The organism is Amaricoccus macauensis (assembly GCF_049800915.1).
Lineage (GTDB): Bacteria > Pseudomonadota > Alphaproteobacteria > Rhodobacterales > Rhodobacteraceae > Amaricoccus > Amaricoccus macauensis_A.
On the sequence record NZ_JBNAFY010000002.1, the window covers coordinates 157,921 to 175,938 of the forward strand.

An 18,018-nucleotide genomic window follows, 5' to 3' on the forward strand; every position below is an offset into this window, starting at 1 on the left:
CTTTATGACTGGTGAAGCGAACCGGCTGATCTACCTCCCCCTCGGTGGGGCGGGCGAGATCGGCATGAACATGTATGTCTACGGCTACGGCCCGGCGGGCCGCGAACGGTTCATCCTTGTCGATGTCGGGGTCACCTTCGGCGATATGGAAAGCTCGCCCGGCATTGATCTCATCATGGCGGACCCGGCCTGGATACAGGCGCGTGCCGATCGGATCGACGGCATCTTCATTACCCACGGCCACGAGGACCACGTCGGTGCGCTCGGCCTGCTCTGGCCGCGGCTGAAGGCGAAGGTCTATGCCCGGCGCTTCACCGCGGCACTCGCCCAGGAGAAGATGGAGCGGGCAGGGCATGACGTCATGGAGGTCCGGCAGGCAGACCCGTGGCCCCATGCCGTCGAAGCGGGGCCGTTCCGGGTCAGCTTCGTTCCGGTGTCGCACTCGATTCCCGAAAGCTCCTCTCTTCTCATCGAGACGCCTGCCGGTCGCGTTCTGCACACGGGCGACTTCAAGGTCGATCCGGACCCGATCGTGGGCGAGGCCTTTGATCCGGAAACCTTTCGCGCCATCGGCGACGGTGGTATCCGCGCGCTCATCTGCGACTCGACCAATGTGTTCAACGATTACCCCGGACGCTCCGAATCCTCGCTTCCTGAGGCCATTCGCAGCCTGATCCAGTCTGCCGAGGGCATGGTCGTCGCGACGACCTTCGCCTCGAATGTCGCGCGCCTGCGCACGCTCGCCGAAGCGGGGCGTGCGGCTGGTCGCAAGATCGTCGTGGTCGGGCGCGCCATGAACACCATGCTGCGCATCGCCAAGGCGACGGAGGTTCTCGACAGCTTCCCGCCGACCATCGATCCTTCGGATGCCCTCGATCTGCCGCGAAGTCAGTTGCTTGTACTCGCGACCGGCAGCCAGGGTGAGCGGCGGGCGGCTTCGGCGCAGCTCGCGTCCGGCAAATACATGGGCATGGAACTGAAGGAGGGCGATCTCTTCCTCTTCTCGTCCAAGACCATTCCCGGCAATGAGGTTGCGGTTGCGCGGATCCTAAACCAGCTCAGCCGCAAGGGCGTGGAGGTCGTCGACGACAGTTCGAGCCGCTACCATGTCTCGGGCCATCCCAACCGCCCCGATCTCATCGCCATGCACGACCTCGTGCGCCCGGATATCGTGGTGCCCATGCATGGGGAGCATCGCCACCTGAGCGCACATGCGGCCTTGGCGAACGAACGGGGCCGGCAGGCGACCATTGCGCCGAACGGCTCCCTCGTCGAACTCTCGCAGGATGGCGCGCCTGTCGTCGACACGATCGAAACCGGGCGGCTCTACCTCGACGGGTCCGAGATCATCGGCGCCCTCGATGGTGTGGTACGCGAGCGCATCCGCATGGCGCTGCGGGGCGTTCTAGTGGTGAGCATCATCATCGACGAGAAGGGCCGGCCGCTTGGCGGGGCCTGGGCCGAGGGACTGGGTCTGCCGGAAGATTCCCGGCTTCGGGACGGGCTTGAAGGCGCGCTCGAGAGCGAGCTTGAGGCGGTTCTGGGCCGGACCAAGCGCAATGTTCTCGACGATGATGACGCGCTCGAGGAACTCGTTCAACGAACCTGTTCGCGGGTCTGCAACCAGGCCATCGGCAAGAAGCCCGTCTGCAAGGTGATGATCAGCCGCCTTGAGGAGTGAGCGCGGCTACCTCCGCGGTGACGGTGTGGCTCCTGCGCGCATATGGCGCCGGGGTCACGTGCCGAGCGCCTGCGGTTCGGGGATCTTGATCACCTGGTAGTCGGCGGTGAAATTGTCGAAGCTCTTGTTCCAGACATGCTCCGGCCAGCGGATCTGCACCCGCCCTTCGCTCGGCATGTAAGCGGCGGTGTAGAGGGTGCCGAACCCGATCGAGAAGGCCGTCGAGTAGAGCGGCGGACGCAGGAACGCGCCGATGAACTTCTCGGGCGTTTCGGGATGCAGGGTCAGGCGGTTCAGCAGAAAGCGTTCGCGCTCCACGGTGGCGGTTAGCCGCGCATGGCTGTGCCACTCCACGCGCTCCTGGTGGTTCGTGGCCACCGGTGTCTGTGAGATGATCGTTGGCCGGTCGGGCGTGAGATAGGCCGTGACGAAATGCCGTGTCCGGTCGAGCACCGTGACGTTGTAACTCATGTGGCAGGGGACGCGGGTGAGGATTTTCACGGCATCCTCGACCGTATCGCAGACCTGCAGGATGTAACGCAGGATCAGCGGCACGCCGAAGCCCTCGCCGACCTCCCGCCGCCCGCCGAACGTGAGCGAGACCGCCAGCCCCCGGTCGTTCATGCCATCGACGATGCCGAACAGCCCGTCACTCATGCCGATGACCTGCCGCCCCTGCCAGTTCGTCCGCATAAGCACCGCGTCGAAGGCCTTGGGGTGGTAGTCGTAGTTACGCACCAGCAGGGGCATGTCCCCCTGCCAGATGGCCTGGCTGCAGCCCGCCAGATAGCGCGGCGGGCAATAGAAGCTCAGAAACCTGGCCTGGCTGTCTTTCCCCCCCGCCAACTCGCAGAGCTCGCGGTAGAGCGGCAGCAGTTCGGGCATGTATTCTTCGAGCGCATTCACGCTCTCCAGGTAGGTCGGGCGCCCTGAGACGCCCTCCCGTAACCACCAGGCGTGATAGGCTGGCCAGAATTCCCTGAAGAGGCCAGCCCAGATCGGCCCCGGGCTGTTCTCGCTGACAGCTCGGAAGTGGATCGACATCCGGGCCTACATGATCTTGAAGGCAGGTTCCTCGAGAACCTTCGCGGCCGGCAGCGGTCGCGCCGAGAACGCCGTCTTGATCCCGTCGATCCACGCCTTCGCGCGCTGGTCGAGCTGGAACGACTTCGTCATCGACCGGCCACGCGTCACGAGGATCCCGAGATCCGCGCCTTCGTAGCGGTAGTCACCCGGCTTGAGGATGCGCAGGAAGAAGGCCTCGTTCTCGGTTTCCACCGCACGACGGTGATAGTCGAACCGGTCGAAGACCACGCGGCCATCGTCCAGCATCTTGTAGATGCCCGACTGCGGCGCCTCGGTGATGATGTCCACCGTGTCGTCGGTATGCTTGATGACCATCTGAGACCAGCTGTCGATCATCTCCGGGTCGGCCCAGCGCGCATTCAGCTCCTCGACGTCGAGGGTGAAGGGCTTGCCCGAGAATTCCAGCAGGTGGAACAGGAAGAGCGGCGCATCCGCATGGGCAAAGGCCGCATGGTTGGTCATGGAGCTGGCACCGGTAATGCGCGGGTTCAGCTCGCCGAGCCAGATCTCGCCCGTCTTCTTGTCGATGAGGAAGTCGAGCTCGAAATAGCCGCGATAGCCGTTCTTGCGCAGCTGTTCACCGAACTTGTAGGTCAGTTCCCGCGCCTGCTGGCGGGCCTTCGGAGGGAAGGAGGTCGCGAAGATCTCGTTGCCGCACCAGCCGCCGCGATAGGGCGTTAGTTCCTTGAAACCGACGAGCTCGGTCATCAGCGGGCCGACGATCGTGCCCTGGCTGGTCGCGCAGGCCTCGATGGCCGAGCCCCGGCAGTCGATGCGCTTCATGATCTTGATCTCGCCTTCCCCGACGATCTCATGCTCATGCTTGCGGAAATCGGCTTCCGACTTGATGAAGAAGGTGGTGTGGCCGCTGTCTCCGAACGCCGACTGCAACACCAGATCGGTGCCGAGGCCGGACTTCTCGCAGATCTTCATCAGGTGATCGTAGTCCTTCACCTCGGAGAGCGTGTTCGGGACCGAGGGAACGCCGGCCTTGTCGCCGATCCGCACAGTCTCGATCTTGTTGTCGCACCGCTCGCGCAGGCTGGCCTTCGGGAACCAGATCTCGCCGCCAAGTTCCTTGACGAGCTGCTCCGTCTTCTCGTTGAACATCAGGAAGACGAACTTCGGCTTGCCGCCGCGGCTCTTGATGTAATCGACCACTTCCTTGTGCTGAAGGAGGTAGTTGTTGATGTCCTCAATGGACTGGAACTCGTCATGGGGCAGTTCGGACGGTACGAGCACGTTCGGGTGCCGGCCGTCGAAACAGTCCATGTAGCAGATGTATTTGAAGTTCTTCACCCACTCGTCGATGCCGAGCACGTTGAAGTTCGTCGCGGAGACGAAATAGATCGGGTCGTTGTTCGTGTGAAAGTAACGCCGGATCTCTGAAATGTTCTTCAGGGTCTTTTTGGGCATGGCGTTCTCCTCTGCTCCCCCTTCGGATTCTACTTGGCGACGCTGGCAAGGGCTTCGGACGTAAAGACCCGCAAGCCCAGGTCCGGCCGGTAGCCATGTATCTCGCTCACGTCGAGTGCTCGCATGAATGTCAGGATCTCGCGGCTGATCACCTGGCCCGGCACAAGGATCGGGAAGCCGGGCGGATAAGGTATGATGAACGATGCCGAAACCAGTTCCTCGCCGCTTTCCAGTTTCTCCATCAGGCTGTCGTCCAGGTTCAGGTAGTCGCAATTCTCCTCATCATAGGCAAGGAAGAATGCGGTGCGGATATCGCCGCCAGGCGTGTCCGCATCACAGAACGAAGGATGGAACCGGCTGAAGTCGGGCAGGGGCGGGACCTGCTCCACGAGACTCTTCACGCGGTTCTCGAAGGAGCGCTTCTCCATCTTCGAGGCATCGTCCAGGAGATCGTCCAGATCGCGCGCGATGCCCACCAGCACCTCGATCAAATAGGCAACCGAGGATCGCGTCGTGCCGATATTGGTCATGAACAGGACCGTGTTACGGGAGGTCTTGTTCACCTGGATGCCGTGCTGATCCATCAGGATCTTGGTCTTGAAGGTGTCTCCGTCCCAGCCGGTGCCGCCGACCGCGAGCGTGACCTTTGTCGGGTCGAGCACGAACTCGTCGATGCTCCAGTTGTCCCAGGCATCGGTCCAGCCGGATTTCGCATCGTAATAGGATTCGACGCCACTTTCGCGATAGTTGGACGGGATCATGTCCGCGACGGTCAGCACCCGGAAGAACTTGTTCAGTAGCGGATGAGTGGTGATCGCGCGCCGCAGCGACATGGCGCTTTCGATCTGGCGCTGGACGAATTCGTATCCCTCCAGCTCTCCCTGCCGTCGGCCCACGTCGAGTGACGCGATGATCTGGTAGTTCGGAGAGGTGGAGGTATGCGTCATGTAGGCTTCGTGGAAGGCCTGTTCGGTCTCGCCCTTGAAGTCCTGATCGTAGACATGGATCATCGATCCCTGCCGCAGCGAGGTCAGCGTCTTGTGGGTCGACTGGGTCGCATAGACCCGAACCCGCGCATCTGGCGGCGCGATCAGCCGGGTGTTGAGAATGGTCTCGTCATCCCCTTCCGCGAGCAGGGCCTGCTGCTGTTCATAGGCCTCGGCCCGGCTCGTGGTGCGCAGCGATGCACGGATCGTGCTCGCGGCCTGCATCGCGGTCCGCTGGCGATAGATCGGGTTGAACCGGGCGAAGGCGAACCAGGCCTCGTCCCACAGGAAGATCAGGTCCTTCTTGATCGCGAGACACTCTTCCATGACCCGCTCGACGTTATAGATCAGGCCATCGAAGGTGCAGTTCGTCAGCAGGACCATCCGAACCTTGTCGAGCTTTCCGGCCTTCTTCAGTTCGAGCAGCTTGTGCTTGATCTCGCTCACCGGCACGGCGCCGTACATCGAATGTTCATGGAGCGGATAGCTGTCCATGTAGACGACCTGCGCGCCCGCCAGCACCATTCCGTAGTGGTGCGACTTGTGACAATCGCGGTCCACCAAGACGATGTCGCCCGGCCGCACCAGGGCCTGCACCACGATCTTGTTGCAGGTCGATGTGCCGTTGGTGGCGAAGAAGGTCTGTTTCGAGCCGAACGCGCGCGAGGCGGATTCCTGCGCCTTCTTGATCGGACCCCTGGGTTCCAGCAGGCTGTCGAGGCCGCCGCTTGTGGCCGATGTTTCCGCCAGGAAGATGTTCGGCCCGTAGAAGGCGCCCATGTCCTGGATCCAGTGGCTCCGGGCGATCGATTTGCCCCGGCTGATCGGCATGGCGTGGAAAACGCCGGTCGGCTGCTTGGAATATTCCTTCAGCGCGGTGAAGAAGGGCGTCTTGAAGCGGCTGTTGACCCCGCGGAGGATGTTGAGGTGAAGCTCCAGGAAATCTTCCTGGTTGTAAAAGACCCTGCGGCAGCCGCCGAGATCCATCGCGGCGATGGTTTCCGCAGAGCGGTCGGTGACGAGGAAGACATCGAGCTCAGGGCGGATCTTGTGGATGAGCCGGCAGGTTTCGGGGCCGAACTCATCGGGCTTGAGATCGTCGACCTCCTCGTTCTCGCTGACGCGCTGGACGTATTTGTTCAGGAGCGAAAGGTTGTTCTTCGACTTGAGCGTCAGGCCTGGCCGCACGACCACTGCCTGCACATTGTAGTTGAAGAGGATGCCGATCAGCGCGTCTTCGAGGCTCGGAACGATGACCGGCTCGTAGATATAGGAATCCTCCGGGCGGCGCAGCCGCTGCAGGCTCGATTTCAGCCAGCGCTGCTGCTGCTCGCCCAGATTGTCGACGATCAGCACCTCGAAATAGGGCCGACCGAGCGCGCGTGCATCCGGGGCGAGGGAAACCTCGTCCTCGATGTCGTCCGAATCCGAATCCTCGGTCAGGAGCGGGACGGTCCGCCGGCGGTAGGCGCCCGAGGTCAGAGCCCGGGCGACACGTTTCACGGCATGGGAGAAATCGTCGATATTGCGGTTGTCGAGCAGCCTGTGAAGGTATTCGAAGGCTGCGCGGCCAGGGAAGGCCCAGTAGAACTCGATGGGGGCGAGGGCGGTGAAGAGCGCCTCGGCATCCTTCACCAGGCGTTCGCCCCGCCGCCCCTTGGTCCCGTGAAGCGCGAGGCTCTCCGCAACCTCGCGCAAGGCGCTCCATCGGTCCGCGCGAAGCTGTGTCGCGCTGTAGTAGTCTCCGATGGAAGGGAGATTGTGCCGCGCCTCAGCGGCCGTCGCCCCCTCCAGCGGGTTGTCCGATGGCTTGTTCATTGTCTTCGCTCCCCCCTGGCCTTGCCCCTGTCCTAACCGGTTCTGGACTGGTGAAACGGCCAGGCGACGTCTGCACCACTTTCCGGTAGCTTCGCTTGACGCTCGAGCTCCGCCCGAGCCTCGTAATCTTCCAGCATGGTCCGCGGATCGGCCGTCTGAAGTCCCGCGACGGACCCCTGTGACGGTGCCACGAGCGGACCGAGGGTCTTGAGATACTTGTCCGCACCGCTTTCGCGGTCATAGACCGAGAAATCCGCGTCACGATCGCGGAAGCTCTTCAGCACTTGGCCGAGACCCTTCATGCCGGTTTCGCGCTGGCGCCGGACCTGGTCCAGATCGATCTCGATCGGGAACATGTCGTCCTGTCCTGCGGACTGGTGCAGGACCGTTGCCGTGGGATCGACCACCAGCGACCGCCCGACCCCCCCGGATGCCAGACCGTTCACGTCGAAGACATAGCACTGGAACTGAGCGGCCGTGGCCCGTGCAATCGCAATTTCCGCCTCTCGGTCCGTCGTTCCTGTCAGAACAGGATGCAGCAGCACTTCGACACCCTGACTCGTCAACTGACGCGTGGTTTCAGGGAACCAGATGTCATAGCAGATTGACAAGCCAAATCTTCCGACGTTCGGAACATCGAAGACGCAGAACTCGGTTCCCGCCGTGATCCCGGCCTCGTAGGGCCGGAACGGGAACATCTTCGAGTATCGCGTCACGATGTTGCCGTCGGGGTCGATGACCACCGAGGTGTTCAGGATTCGGCCGTCCTCGGTCTTCTCGAACATCGAGCCAGGGATGAGCCAGAGCTTGTGCTGGCGGGCCTTCGCCTGGAATTTCTCGATGGCTTCGTTGGGGAAGGGCTGCGCGAACCGATCGAGCGGACCATAGGGCGCAAGCTCGCTGAAGAGCGCCATCTGCGTCCATGGAAAACGCGCCATCAGGATGTCGACGCGGTGCAGCATGGCTTCCACGTTGGAATGCAATGCATTCACCTGCATCTGGATGCCTGCAACTGCGAAGGGTGTCATTCTTTTTCTTGCTCCGTTCTCTTGCCTCAAGGGGCTTCGTAATCATCCGGGTTCCGGCTTCAGGGCCTCGACCCGTCATTCGTTAAACTTCTCGCGTGGCCGGAAGTTGCATGACCATCCGCCGCAGACCGCCCCGGCGGCCGTTTCCCGCCGCAAGGACACCCGGCTTCCGGGCTACCCCAAGTCTTCCATCCGCGCGCTTTCTTTCCCCGCTCCCAAGGCGCACCCGCCGTGAGACGAATGCAGATCACATGGTTGCATTGTTGACCAGCGGTCACAAGCACCCGCGAGGCAATGGCGCAATGAAACACGGGATTGCATGTGCTCCACCCTCAGAAGCTGGGGGGCGTGTTGATCCAGAGAAGGACAGTCTCGCCATCGTGACTGTTCTTCCAGGAGTGCGCGCGCCGGCTGTTGAAGTAGAGAGAGTCGCCCGGTTCCAGGTTGTGGAACACGTCGCGATCGAGGACGACCTCGATGCTGCCGCTCAGGACATGCAGGAACTCCTCTCCATCGTGACGATAGGCGCCGTCGCTGGTGGCGCCCGGCGCCAAGACAAAGCGATGGCAATCCATGCTGCGCTCACCCTCGGCAAGCTGCTGGACCGTGACGCCGGGCGCGGGTTCGGGCCAGTTCTCCCATTCCCCGGCCGGCACCATGTCCCGCGATCCGCCCGTCTGGCCGGAGAGGCGCGAAACCGTGGTGCCGAAATGTTCGGCCAGCTCGTGCAGAAGCCGGAAGCTCGCGCCCTGCGAGGTGCGCTCGAGTGTCGACAGCACCGAGGGTGAAACGCCCAGCGCGTCCGCCACGTGATCGAGCGTCTGGCCCGCTGCCCGCCGGAGCGCGCGAAGCCGCCCCCCGATGTCGGACTGCCCGTCATCGGCGCAGTGAAAGCCCGTGTCGTCGCTCGCGTCTCCCTCGGACTCGAGCGCGTGACGGATGGCGGCGGGATTGAGGCCGCGCTCCGTCCGGTACCAGGCGATCCGTTTGGCGAGAATCGCATCCTCTGTCGAATAGAGGCGCTGCCCCGATGGAGACCGGGCCGGATCGATCAATCCCTGCTGCTCCCAGAGCCGCAGGGTCGAGGCCGAAACGCCCGCGAGCCGCGCGACCTCCGCGATCCGAAAGCAGGTTTCGGCAGCGGTATCAGTCGGTTCGGCATCGTCGCAAGGCGTGTCAACTTGTTCCATAGGGGGTCGCAAAACTTTCATGTTGCATTCCTACAGAAGAACTGCAAGAAATCCTAGGGTCAATACCCTACAGAAGAAATGCAGGGCATTTACGATCGATAGAAGGGCTTCCATGACTTCAGCATCGCTTTCCGAACGCAAAACCAGTGCAATCGCCCGCGGCGTAGGCATGTCGACGCAAATTTATGCAGAGCGCGCCGAGAATGCGGAAGTCTGGGACAAGGACGGCAACCGCTACATCGATTTCGCCAGCGGAATTGCGGTTCTCAACACCGGCCATCGCCACCCGAAGGTCATGGCCGCGGTGCAGGAGCAGCTCGAGCGCTTCACGCACACATGTCACCAGGTTCTGCCCTACGAGAACTACGTGCATCTCGCCGAGCGTCTCAACGACCTGACGCCGGGCGACCACGCCAAGAAGACGCTCTTTGTCACCACCGGTGCCGAGGCGGTCGAGAACTCGATCAAGATCGCGCGCGCCGCGACCGGCCGTCAGGCTGTCATTGCCTTCGGTGGCGGCTTCCATGGCCGCACCTTCATGGGCATGGCGCTGACCGGCAAGGTCGCGCCCTACAAGCTCGGCTTCGGCCCGATGCCCGGCGATGTCTATCACGTGCCTTACCCGAACGAGCTTCACGGCGTGAGCATTGACGATGTGCTGGACTCGCTCTCGCGTCTCTTCGCGGCGGATGTGGACCCCTCGCGCGTGGCCGCGATGATCCTCGAGCCGGTGCAGGGCGAGGGCGGCTTCTACCCCGCGCCTCCGGGCTTCCTCGCGGCGCTGCGCAAGATCTGCGATCAGCACGGCATCCTGCTCATCGCCGACGAGATCCAGACGGGTTTTGCCCGCACGGGGCGGCTGTTTGCCATGGATCACCACGACGTCGCACCCGACCTGATGACGATGGCAAAGAGCCTCGCGGGCGGCCTGCCGCTATCGGCTGTCACCGGCCGCGCGGAGATCATGGACGCGCCCGCGCCCGGCGGTCTGGGTGGCACCTATGGCGGCAACCCGCTCGGCATTGCGGCGGCCCATGCGGTGCTCGACGTGATTCAGGAAGAGGATCTCTGCAACCGGGCCAACCTGCTCGGCTCGCGCCTCAAGCAGCGTCTTGAGGGCCTTCGGGACCGGGTGCCGGAAATCATCGACATTCGCGGCCCCGGCTTCATGAACGCGGTCGAATTCAACGATCCCTCCACCGGCAAGCCCAGCCCGGACTTCACCCAGGCCGTGCGGCTCAAGGCCGAGGGCAAGGGGCTCATCCTGCTGAGCTGCGGCGTCTACGGCAACGTCATCCGCTTCCTCGCGCCGATGACGATCCAGGACGAGGTGTTCAATGAGGCACTCGATAAGCTGGAAGACTCCATCATCGAGGCCCGCGCAGCCTGACGCCGGAGCCCATTGTCAAAGAATATCGCGCCCTCGCAGGAAACTGCGGGGGCGTTTTCATGTTTTGGCGCTATCTTCTTGCGAGCGGGCAGGGCGCCCATGGTGATCCGTCACACCGCGAGGTCATCACCCTCCAGCGAAGCCCGGAAATCTTCCTTGGGCAGAAGCCGGAAATGCATGCCTGTCTTGGAGGCCTCGAGCATTCGGTCGCAGCGAAAGGTCCGCGGTCCTTCCGTAAGGTGGTCGAAGGCGATCACATACCAGACGGGATATTTCAGTAGCAGATAGTGTGGTGCGATCTGGCGTTCCGAGGCTTCGCCATCCTCCCGCCTGTATCGGATCTTCAGGATCTCCTGATCGACAAAGGCCTGATGCAGCGCCTGAACAACCCGCTCGGGCGGCGCGCTGGCGCTCGTCTGCACAAACGTCGATGCGGTGACACCAATCAGGATGCGGGATTTCAGCCGGTCCACCTTGTCGCGTTTCTCCCGCGAGAAGGAGGCCACGATCTGCCGTCGGACCGATCCGAGGTTCGCGAGGAACATCGGCGAGTTCATCCGCTCCGCGACCGCGATGCTGATGAGAAGATCGACCGCCTCGGAATAGGAGAGGTTCAGCCGGCCCACGCCCCAGTTCCGGTCGAGCCGGACTCCGCCGCCACGCCCGCGGTCGGCGTCGATCTGCATCCCCTGTTCTCGCATCAGGGCCAGATCCCGCGCGATGGTTCGCACGCTCACGCCGTGTTCGTGCGCAAGCTCCCCGATCGTGCAATGGGCATCCTGCTTCAGCCGCACGGCGAGCAGTTCCATCCGTCTCAATCTCTCGTTCGCATTTGCGCGCACCATGCAAGAAATAGGACACATAATGGCACATTCATCAATACGAGGAGGCGGAAAGGAGATCGGATCATGAAAATGAACTATTTCGTCGTCGGAACGAACGACCTCGATGCCGCAACGCGCTTCTACGACGCGCTCCTTGCAGGGGTGGGCCTGCATCGCATCTCGCCCTCGGACAGGATGACCTACTGGCTCGGCGAGGGTTTTGCCTTTGCGGCCGCGAAACCCTTCGACGGGCAGCCCGCAACCAAGGGGAACGGCTCGATGGTCGGCTTCTCCGTCGGCGGGCGTGAAGAGGTCGCGAGGCTGCATGCCCTGGCCCTCGAACTCGGCGGCGCCTGCGAGGGCGCGCCGGGTGCGCGGGGCCCACGCTTCTCTGCGTACGTGCGGGATCTCGACGGGAACAAGCTCTGCATCTCGGACTAGGATTCCCCGCCCGCATGGCGCGCGTATGGCAAACAGCCATACTGAAACCATACGATTTCCATACCGAATCCATATCGTGTTTCGGACCCGCGAATCTGGGTGTGACGGCGAGCGGGCTGGCTCGGGCCCGCTATCGCAATGCAACAAATTCCATTGCAGGAATGCACCTCGTCACGAGTTTCGCACCGAGTTTTCATCAAGGATCATGAATTCTGGGGCCAGAACGCTCAAGAAATGCACCTTTCTCCAGCAACATGCCTTATAAGTGGGCGCAATCCGGCCTCCCGCCGCATTTCGGATCACGTGCCCTTGACTTCAGCGATGCCGATCGGCTCGTCTTGGATCTGCAGGGTGCTTAGGGTTCCGTTGCGGCATTTTCCGCAAGCCTGGTCCGAGAAGTGCCACCCGAACGGCAAATTCCGGTCGGGCACACGGCGGGCCAAAATCCCGGGAGAGTACTGCGCTGGTCTTGCCCGCGCCCTACTCCATGTTCCGCCAGCGCGGCGAACGCCAGTTTCTTATGCAAGGCGGGACGCTTGAACGGGGAATGTCATGACCAAATCGTCCCTTCTATCCGCTTCGGCGCTCTCGCTCGGAGTTCTGGCCGCTGCACTCTCGCCGGCCGCCGCGCAATCCCAGACCGAGTTCAAGGTCGCCTGGTCGATCTATGTCGGCTGGATGCCCTGGGGCTATCTCGCCGATAGCGGCATCATGGACAAATGGGCCGAGAAGAAGGGCATCTCGGTCGAGATCGTGCAGATCAACGATTACGTGGAATCGATCAACCAGTTCACCGCAGGTGCCTTCGATGGTGTTTCCGCCACCAACATGGACACGCTCTCGATCCCCGCGGGCGGCGGCGTCGACACCACCGCACTCATCATCGGGGACTATTCCAACGGCAACGATGCGGTCATCCTGAAGGGCGAGGGTAGCATCGCGGATCTGGCCGACAAGCCGGTGAACCTCGTGGAACTGTCTGTTTCGCATTATCTCCTGGCGCGTGGCCTCGACACGGTCGGGCTTTCCGAGATGGATCTCGACGGTGTGGTGAACACGTCGGATGCCGACATGATCGCCGCCTTCGCCACCCCGGACGTGGAAGCGGTCGTGACCTGGAACCCCCTCGTTTCCGAGATCATGGACACAAGCCCGGATGCCAACACGGTCTTCGACAGCTCGCAAATCCCGGGTGAAATCCTCGATCTGATGGTCGTCAACACAGAGACGCTGGCAGATAACCCGGCTTTCGGCGAGGCGCTGGTCGGTGCCTGGTATGAGGTCATGTCCCTGATGGCGGAAGGTGACGAGGAAGTGCTGACCGCGATGGCGGAAGCCGCGGGCACGGATCTCGAGGGCTACAAGGCCCAACTTGAAGCCACCGAAATGTTCTACGATCCGGCCGATGCCGTGGCGCAGGCCCAGTCGGAGAAACTGCCCGAAACCATGACTTCGGTTGCGGAGTTCTTGTTCGACAAGGGGATCCTCGGTGTGGGTGCGCCCAGCGCGGATTTCGTCGGCATCGAGTATCCGGGTGGCGCGACAACCGGCGACCCTGCGAACATCAAGTTCCGCTTCGATGCGAGCTTCATGCAGATGGCTGCCGACGGCGCGCTCTGAGCAGCATGGTGAGAGTGACACGTTACATGCCGGTGACCTCATCGAGAAAGGGGGTCCCATGCGGCTGATCAATCGGAAGCCAGACCGACCCTTGGGGATCTTGCTGTCAGTGCTGCCATTTGCGCTGCTGCTGATCGCCTATGCCATAGCGTCCGACATTCGTCTCAGCGCGAACCCGGCCGACAAGCTGCTTCCTGCGCCCACAACGATCTGGAACACGGCGGTCGCGCTCTTCACCGAACCGGACCGCCGGTCGGGTGAGATTCTTCTCTGGAAGGATACCTTCGCTTCGCTCACCCGGCTTCTGGGCGGTGTGGCCATCGCGGCTGCGATCTCGCTCGCGCTCGGCCTTCTGATCGGGCTTATCCCATATGCGCGGCGCATGCTGTCAGATTTCGTATCCGTGCTCTCCATGGTGCCGCCGCTGGCGCTGCTGCCGATCCTCTTCATCGTTTTCGGGCTTGGAGAGGTTTCGAAGATCGTGCTGATCGTGATCGGCATCACGCCTTTCATGACGCGGGATCTTTCGCAGCGGGTGCTCGACATTCCGCACGAGCAGATGGTCAAGGCGCAGACGCTTGGGGCGTCGACCGCCGTTATCGCGCTGCGGGTGGCGTTGCCGCAGGTGATGCCCCGGCTGATCTCCAATGTGCGGCTTTCGCTCGGTTCAGCCTGGCTCTTCCTGATTGCGGCGGAGGCGGTCGCGTCCGATGTGGGGCTCGGCTATCGGATCTTTCTCGTGCGCCGCTATCTCGCGATGGATGTGATCCTGACATACGTCATCTGGATCACCCTGCTCGCCTTTGTCATCGACTGGGCGCTCAAGGCCATCAGCCGCAAGGCGTTCCCCTGGATGGAGGCGGGCCTATGAGTTTCGTGACCGTGGAGAACGTTTGGCAGGCCTATTCCGGGCGTTCGATCCTGGAGCGGGTCAATGTCGAGGTCGAGAAGGGGCAGTTCATTTCCATCGTCGGCGCATCTGGCTGCGGCAAGTCCACCTTCCTGCGGATGTTGCTGGCCGAGGAGGTGCCGACGCGCGGTGCGATCCGGATCGATGGCGGCGAACCGGCGCGGGAGCCGAACCCGGAGCGGGGGGTGGTCTTCCAGCGCTACTCGGTGTTCCCGCACATGACCGTTCGCGACAACATCATCGCGGGCGAGGAAATGGCAACGCGGGGGGGCTGGCTCTTCGGCGGTGCGCGCCGGGCTGCGGCCGAAAGAGCGGACGAGATGCTGGCGCGGATCGGGCTCAATCACGTGGCGCATCAATACCCGGCCAGCCTTTCGGGCGGGATGCAGCAACGGCTTGCCATTGGTCAGGCGCTGACCGCGAAGCCGCGCGTGCTGCTTCTCGACGAGCCTTTCGGGGCGCTCGATCCCGGCACTCGGGTCAAGATGCACGACTTCCTAATGGATCTGCGTGCCGAGACCGGCATGACGGTCTTCATGGTGACGCACGACCTTGAGGAAGGTTTCAAGCTCGGCGATCGGGTGCTGGTCTTCGACAAACCGCGCTGGGACCCGCAGGATCCAGGTGCCTTCGGGGCGACCATCACCTACGACTTCGATGCCCGCAACGGGGGCATTCCCTTTCAGACTATCGAGGAGAAGAAATATGATCCCGCACTTGCGTGATCGGACCCGGTCCCATCACCCGGCCGATCTTAAGCGCGACGAGCGCCGGTTCCATCACCCGGATCTTACGAAGCTCCAGGGCTGGAAGTCGATGCAGGCCGAGGCGGATATCCCCGAAGGCGAGTGGGAGAAGGAACGTGCCTGGGCGCTCAAAATGGGTCTCACGGGCGCCGACTCCATCGAGGACAAGTCGATCCCGACCTTCGCCCGGGGCGAGTTGCCGCACTATGCCGGCATCAACACCTTCCTGAAGGCGCCCTATGCCGAGGACGTGTCCGAAGTGGGCGACTATGACGCAACAGTGCTCGGGGCGCCCTTCGATGGCGGCGCCACATACCGGCCCGGCACCCGGTTCGGACCGCAGGGGTTGCGCAAGATCTCCGCGCTCTACACCCCCTACAACTACGAGATGGCGATCGACCTGAGGGAGCAGATGACGCTTTGCGACGCTGGCGACATCTTCACCATTCCGGCGAATATCGAGAAGACCTTCGACCAGATCAGCCGGGCCTGCGCGCATGTGTTCTCGTCCGGATCAATGCCGATCATCATCGGCGGCGACCACTCCATCGGCTATCCGACCGTGCGCGGGATCGCGGAATGCACCTCCAAGAAGATCGGCATCGTGCATTTCGACCGCCACGCCGACATCCAGGAGAAGGATCTCGACGAGCGGATGCATACCACGCCGTGGTTCCATGCCACGAACCTGCCCAATGTGTCCCCCAAGAACCTGGTTCAGGTCGGAATCGGTGGCTGGCAGGTTCCGCGCGAGGCGGTGAAGGTGGCGCGGGAGCGCGAAACGAACATCATCACCATGTCCGACATGGAGCGGATGGGCATCGACAAGACCGCCGAGATGGCCCTCGAGATCGCTTGGGACGGAGTCGACATGGTCTACATGTCCTTCGACATCGATAGCATCGATTGCGGTTTCGTGCCCGGCACAGGCTGGCCCGAACCGGGCGGTTTCCTGCCGCGCGAAGCCCTTGCGCTGGCCTCCAAAGTCGCGGCGGAAGGGCTATGCGGCATGGAGCTTGTCGAGGTTTCGCCGCCCTATGACACGTCCGACATCACGGCGTTGATGGGCACCCGAGTGATCGTGGACGTGCTCGGCGCAATGGTCTCGAACGGCACGATGGGCAAGCACAAGGTCCATATCGACAAGCCGATCTCGGTTCCTGCGGGCGAGTTCCACGGCAAGAGGTGGCATCGTGGCACATGACGGTTTCCACGACCATGGCCCTCATGGTCACTCGCATGCGCATGGCCATACCCATGCGCACGGGCCGGGGCACAACCACGCTCATGCCGATCACCTGCAAAGCCACATGGCACCCGAGGACGAAGCCGCGGATCTCCAGGTTCTGGCGACGCAGTTCATCGACGGCTTCGTGCAGGCGGCCGACAAGGCATCCTACCTCCGTCTCGCGGGCGTTCCTTTCGAACGGCCGGGAAAGGGGGGCGCAAAGGCTCTCAAGCTGGTTGACGTGGAACTGACGACCGATTGGCAGGTCGGCACGGCATCGCCAAGTTTCGGATCGCGGGAGTTGAGCTACCTGCCATTTCCGGGCGAAATGGTGCAGGAGCGGACCAACATGTCGCTGGTCTATGTTTCCATGGACGAGAAGTCCGTGGTCGATCTGAGAGATTTCCTCTCGCAACGCAAGAAGGACATTGAAGCATGAAGCTCTTCGCACTGGCCGCTGTTTCGGGCCTCGCAGCCGCCCCGGCATTCGCCCATGAGGGGGAGCATATGCATGTGCACCCCCACGGAGGTGAAAACCTGATCGTGTTTCTTGCCATCGGCGCCGCGATTGCCGGCGTGGCGGCCTACAAGCTCTTCCGCTGATCCGCGCGCCCGGCTTCTCTATTGGTGAGGAGCCGGGTGATCGCTTCGATGGCGTGGCGGATCGGTGGGTCGTGCCGCGCATCATGGTGGCACACCAGCCATTCCTCATGGGTCAGGGCCTCGATCGCCGCTCCCAAGCGCATCAGGCCCGTTTCCTGGTCTCCCGCAAAGCAGGGCATCACAATCCGACCGAGTCCCGCGCGGGCTAGGTCGAGCGCGATCAGGCCTGTGCTGGCGGTGGTCACGATCTCCGCGGCATGGGTCTCGCGCAGCCACCGCTCCGACGGTGTGTCCGCCATTCCTTCGCCCAACGAGACGAACCCCTGAATATCGGCGGAACGGGCGTAGACCCCGTAGGTCAGCGTGCGTGTGCGCCGTCCGGCGAGCCAGGGGTGGTTTGGGCGGCGGTTCCGGATCCCGATATCCGCTTCGCGACGCGCAAGATCGAGTACGGTGTTGGTCGCGAGAAACTCCGGCAGCCAGTCGTCTTCCGGCGTCCAGACCCCGCATATTTCGCGCGCCAGGTGGCGGGTTGTCCATGAGCCGGCGGTGATCCGGACCCGTGGTTTGGCCCTGTTGCCACTGAACCAGCGCTTCAGGCGCTCCGATGCTGCGCGCAAGCCTTCAGCCTCCTGCACCAGTGCCCGGCCCTCGGCGGTGAGCCGGTAGCCCTCCGCACCGCGCAGAAAGAGCCTTCGATTTGCCTGTCGCTCGAGCTTTGCCATGCGGCGGCTCAGCGTCGGCAGTGGCACACCGGTCTCACGGGAAGCAGCACTGAGGCTTTCGCAATCGGCGACGGCCAGAAACAGCGCAAGGTCGTCGAGATCGGGCATGTCTTCCAATTTTGAAACCCCTGTTGCGGCGCTGGCGAATGGAGTGGCCGGTTTTCTGGGGATATCGTGGCGTAAATCACATCAATTTTCCATAACTGAAAGGATGGCGGATGTTTGTCCTTCCTCCAGCCGGACCTCGTGTGTCCTGCCAGACCGCCCATATGACCGAACGCGCGATTATCGAGACGCGGATCGCCGACGCCCACCGGTGGAAGCGC

Annotated in this window: 16 protein-coding genes and 1 riboswitch; of the genes, 9 read left to right on the top strand and 7 right to left on the bottom strand. The window is 62.7% G+C overall.

Annotation, left to right across the window (positions count from 1 at the left end; translation table 11 throughout):
- Positions 1-4: 4 nt before the first annotated feature.
- Positions 5-1,681 carry a ribonuclease J gene (locus tag ACP15W_RS05050; RefSeq protein WP_424931766.1) on the top strand — a complete coding sequence of 559 codons (1,677 nt, stop codon included), beginning with the start codon at positions 5-7 and terminating at the stop codon, positions 1,679-1,681.
- 54 nt (positions 1,682-1,735) lie between these two features.
- Here ACP15W_RS05050 and ACP15W_RS05055 read toward each other — a convergent pair whose 3' ends face one another.
- From ACP15W_RS05055 to ACP15W_RS05075, 5 genes are all read right to left on the bottom strand, one after another.
- Positions 1,736-2,725 (bottom strand): C45 family autoproteolytic acyltransferase/hydolase, encoded by a 990-nt coding sequence (locus tag ACP15W_RS05055; protein WP_424931767.1) that lies wholly within the window; start codon positions 2,723-2,725, stop codon positions 1,736-1,738.
- A 6-nt stretch (positions 2,726-2,731) separates the two neighbouring features.
- Positions 2,732-4,183, bottom strand: a complete 1,452-nt coding sequence (locus ACP15W_RS05060) for a biotin carboxylase (RefSeq protein WP_424931768.1) — start codon at positions 4,181-4,183, stop codon at positions 2,732-2,734.
- Between the two features lie 29 nt (positions 4,184-4,212).
- A complete protein-coding gene (locus ACP15W_RS05065; RefSeq protein ID WP_424931769.1) occupies positions 4,213-6,987 on the bottom strand; it encodes an aminotransferase class I/II-fold pyridoxal phosphate-dependent enzyme in 2,775 nt (924 codons plus the stop codon).
- Between the two features lie 32 nt (positions 6,988-7,019).
- On the bottom strand, positions 7,020-8,015 hold the full coding sequence (locus ACP15W_RS05070; protein ID WP_424931770.1) for a carbon-nitrogen hydrolase family protein: 996 nt from the start codon (positions 8,013-8,015) through the stop codon (positions 7,020-7,022).
- A gap of 332 nt (positions 8,016-8,347) precedes the next feature.
- Complete coding sequence (locus tag ACP15W_RS05075) at positions 8,348-9,205, bottom strand: MerR family transcriptional regulator (RefSeq protein ID WP_424931771.1); 858 nt, start codon at positions 9,203-9,205, stop codon at positions 8,348-8,350.
- Between the two features lie 112 nt (positions 9,206-9,317).
- Between ACP15W_RS05075 and ACP15W_RS05080 the strand changes: the two genes are divergently transcribed.
- Positions 9,318-10,595 (top strand): 4-aminobutyrate--2-oxoglutarate transaminase, encoded by a 1,278-nt coding sequence (locus ACP15W_RS05080; RefSeq protein ID WP_424931772.1) that lies wholly within the window; start codon positions 9,318-9,320, stop codon positions 10,593-10,595.
- A 110-nt stretch (positions 10,596-10,705) separates the two neighbouring features.
- Here the strand turns inward: ACP15W_RS05080 and ACP15W_RS05085 are convergent, their stop codons facing one another.
- The gene (locus tag ACP15W_RS05085) at positions 10,706-11,404 is read right to left on the bottom strand and encodes a helix-turn-helix transcriptional regulator (protein WP_424931773.1); all 699 of its coding nucleotides are present in this window, start codon (positions 11,402-11,404) and stop codon (positions 10,706-10,708) included.
- Between the two features lie 99 nt (positions 11,405-11,503).
- Here ACP15W_RS05085 and ACP15W_RS05090 point away from each other — a divergent pair, with 99 nt between their 5' ends.
- From ACP15W_RS05090 to ACP15W_RS05120, 7 genes are all read left to right on the top strand, one after another.
- On the top strand, positions 11,504-11,860 hold the full coding sequence (locus tag ACP15W_RS05090) for a VOC family protein (protein ID WP_424931774.1): 357 nt from the start codon (positions 11,504-11,506) through the stop codon (positions 11,858-11,860).
- 344 nt (positions 11,861-12,204) lie between these two features.
- Positions 12,205-12,316, top strand: a riboswitch (guanidine-I (ykkC/yxkD leader).
- Between the two features lie 96 nt (positions 12,317-12,412).
- Positions 12,413-13,480, top strand: a complete 1,068-nt coding sequence (locus ACP15W_RS05095) for a putative urea ABC transporter substrate-binding protein (protein ID WP_424931775.1) — start codon at positions 12,413-12,415, stop codon at positions 13,478-13,480.
- Between the two features lie 109 nt (positions 13,481-13,589).
- Entirely contained in the window at positions 13,590-14,351 is a 762-nt protein-coding gene (locus ACP15W_RS05100) for an ABC transporter permease (protein WP_424931776.1), read from the top strand.
- On the top strand, positions 14,348-15,115 hold the full coding sequence (locus tag ACP15W_RS05105) for an ATP-binding cassette domain-containing protein (RefSeq protein WP_424931777.1): 768 nt from the start codon (positions 14,348-14,350) through the stop codon (positions 15,113-15,115). Before ACP15W_RS05100 ends, ACP15W_RS05105 begins: the two co-directional genes overlap by 4 nt.
- Positions 15,096-16,340, top strand: a complete 1,245-nt coding sequence (locus tag ACP15W_RS05110) for an agmatinase family protein (protein WP_424931778.1) — start codon at positions 15,096-15,098, stop codon at positions 16,338-16,340. The genes ACP15W_RS05105 and ACP15W_RS05110 overlap by 20 nt, the downstream gene beginning before the upstream one ends.
- Complete coding sequence (locus ACP15W_RS05115; protein ID WP_424931779.1) at positions 16,330-16,803, top strand: hypothetical protein; 474 nt, start codon at positions 16,330-16,332, stop codon at positions 16,801-16,803. Before ACP15W_RS05110 ends, ACP15W_RS05115 begins: the two co-directional genes overlap by 11 nt.
- Entirely contained in the window at positions 16,800-16,967 is a 168-nt protein-coding gene (locus tag ACP15W_RS05120) for a hypothetical protein (RefSeq protein ID WP_424931780.1), read from the top strand. The genes ACP15W_RS05115 and ACP15W_RS05120 overlap by 4 nt, the downstream gene beginning before the upstream one ends.
- On the opposite strand, the gene ACP15W_RS05125 is transcribed toward ACP15W_RS05120, so the two are convergent.
- A complete protein-coding gene (locus ACP15W_RS05125; RefSeq protein ID WP_424932280.1) occupies positions 16,949-17,800 on the bottom strand; it encodes a LysR family transcriptional regulator in 852 nt (283 codons plus the stop codon). The genes ACP15W_RS05120 and ACP15W_RS05125 overlap by 19 nt on opposite strands.
- Positions 17,801-18,018: the final 218 nt, after the last annotated feature.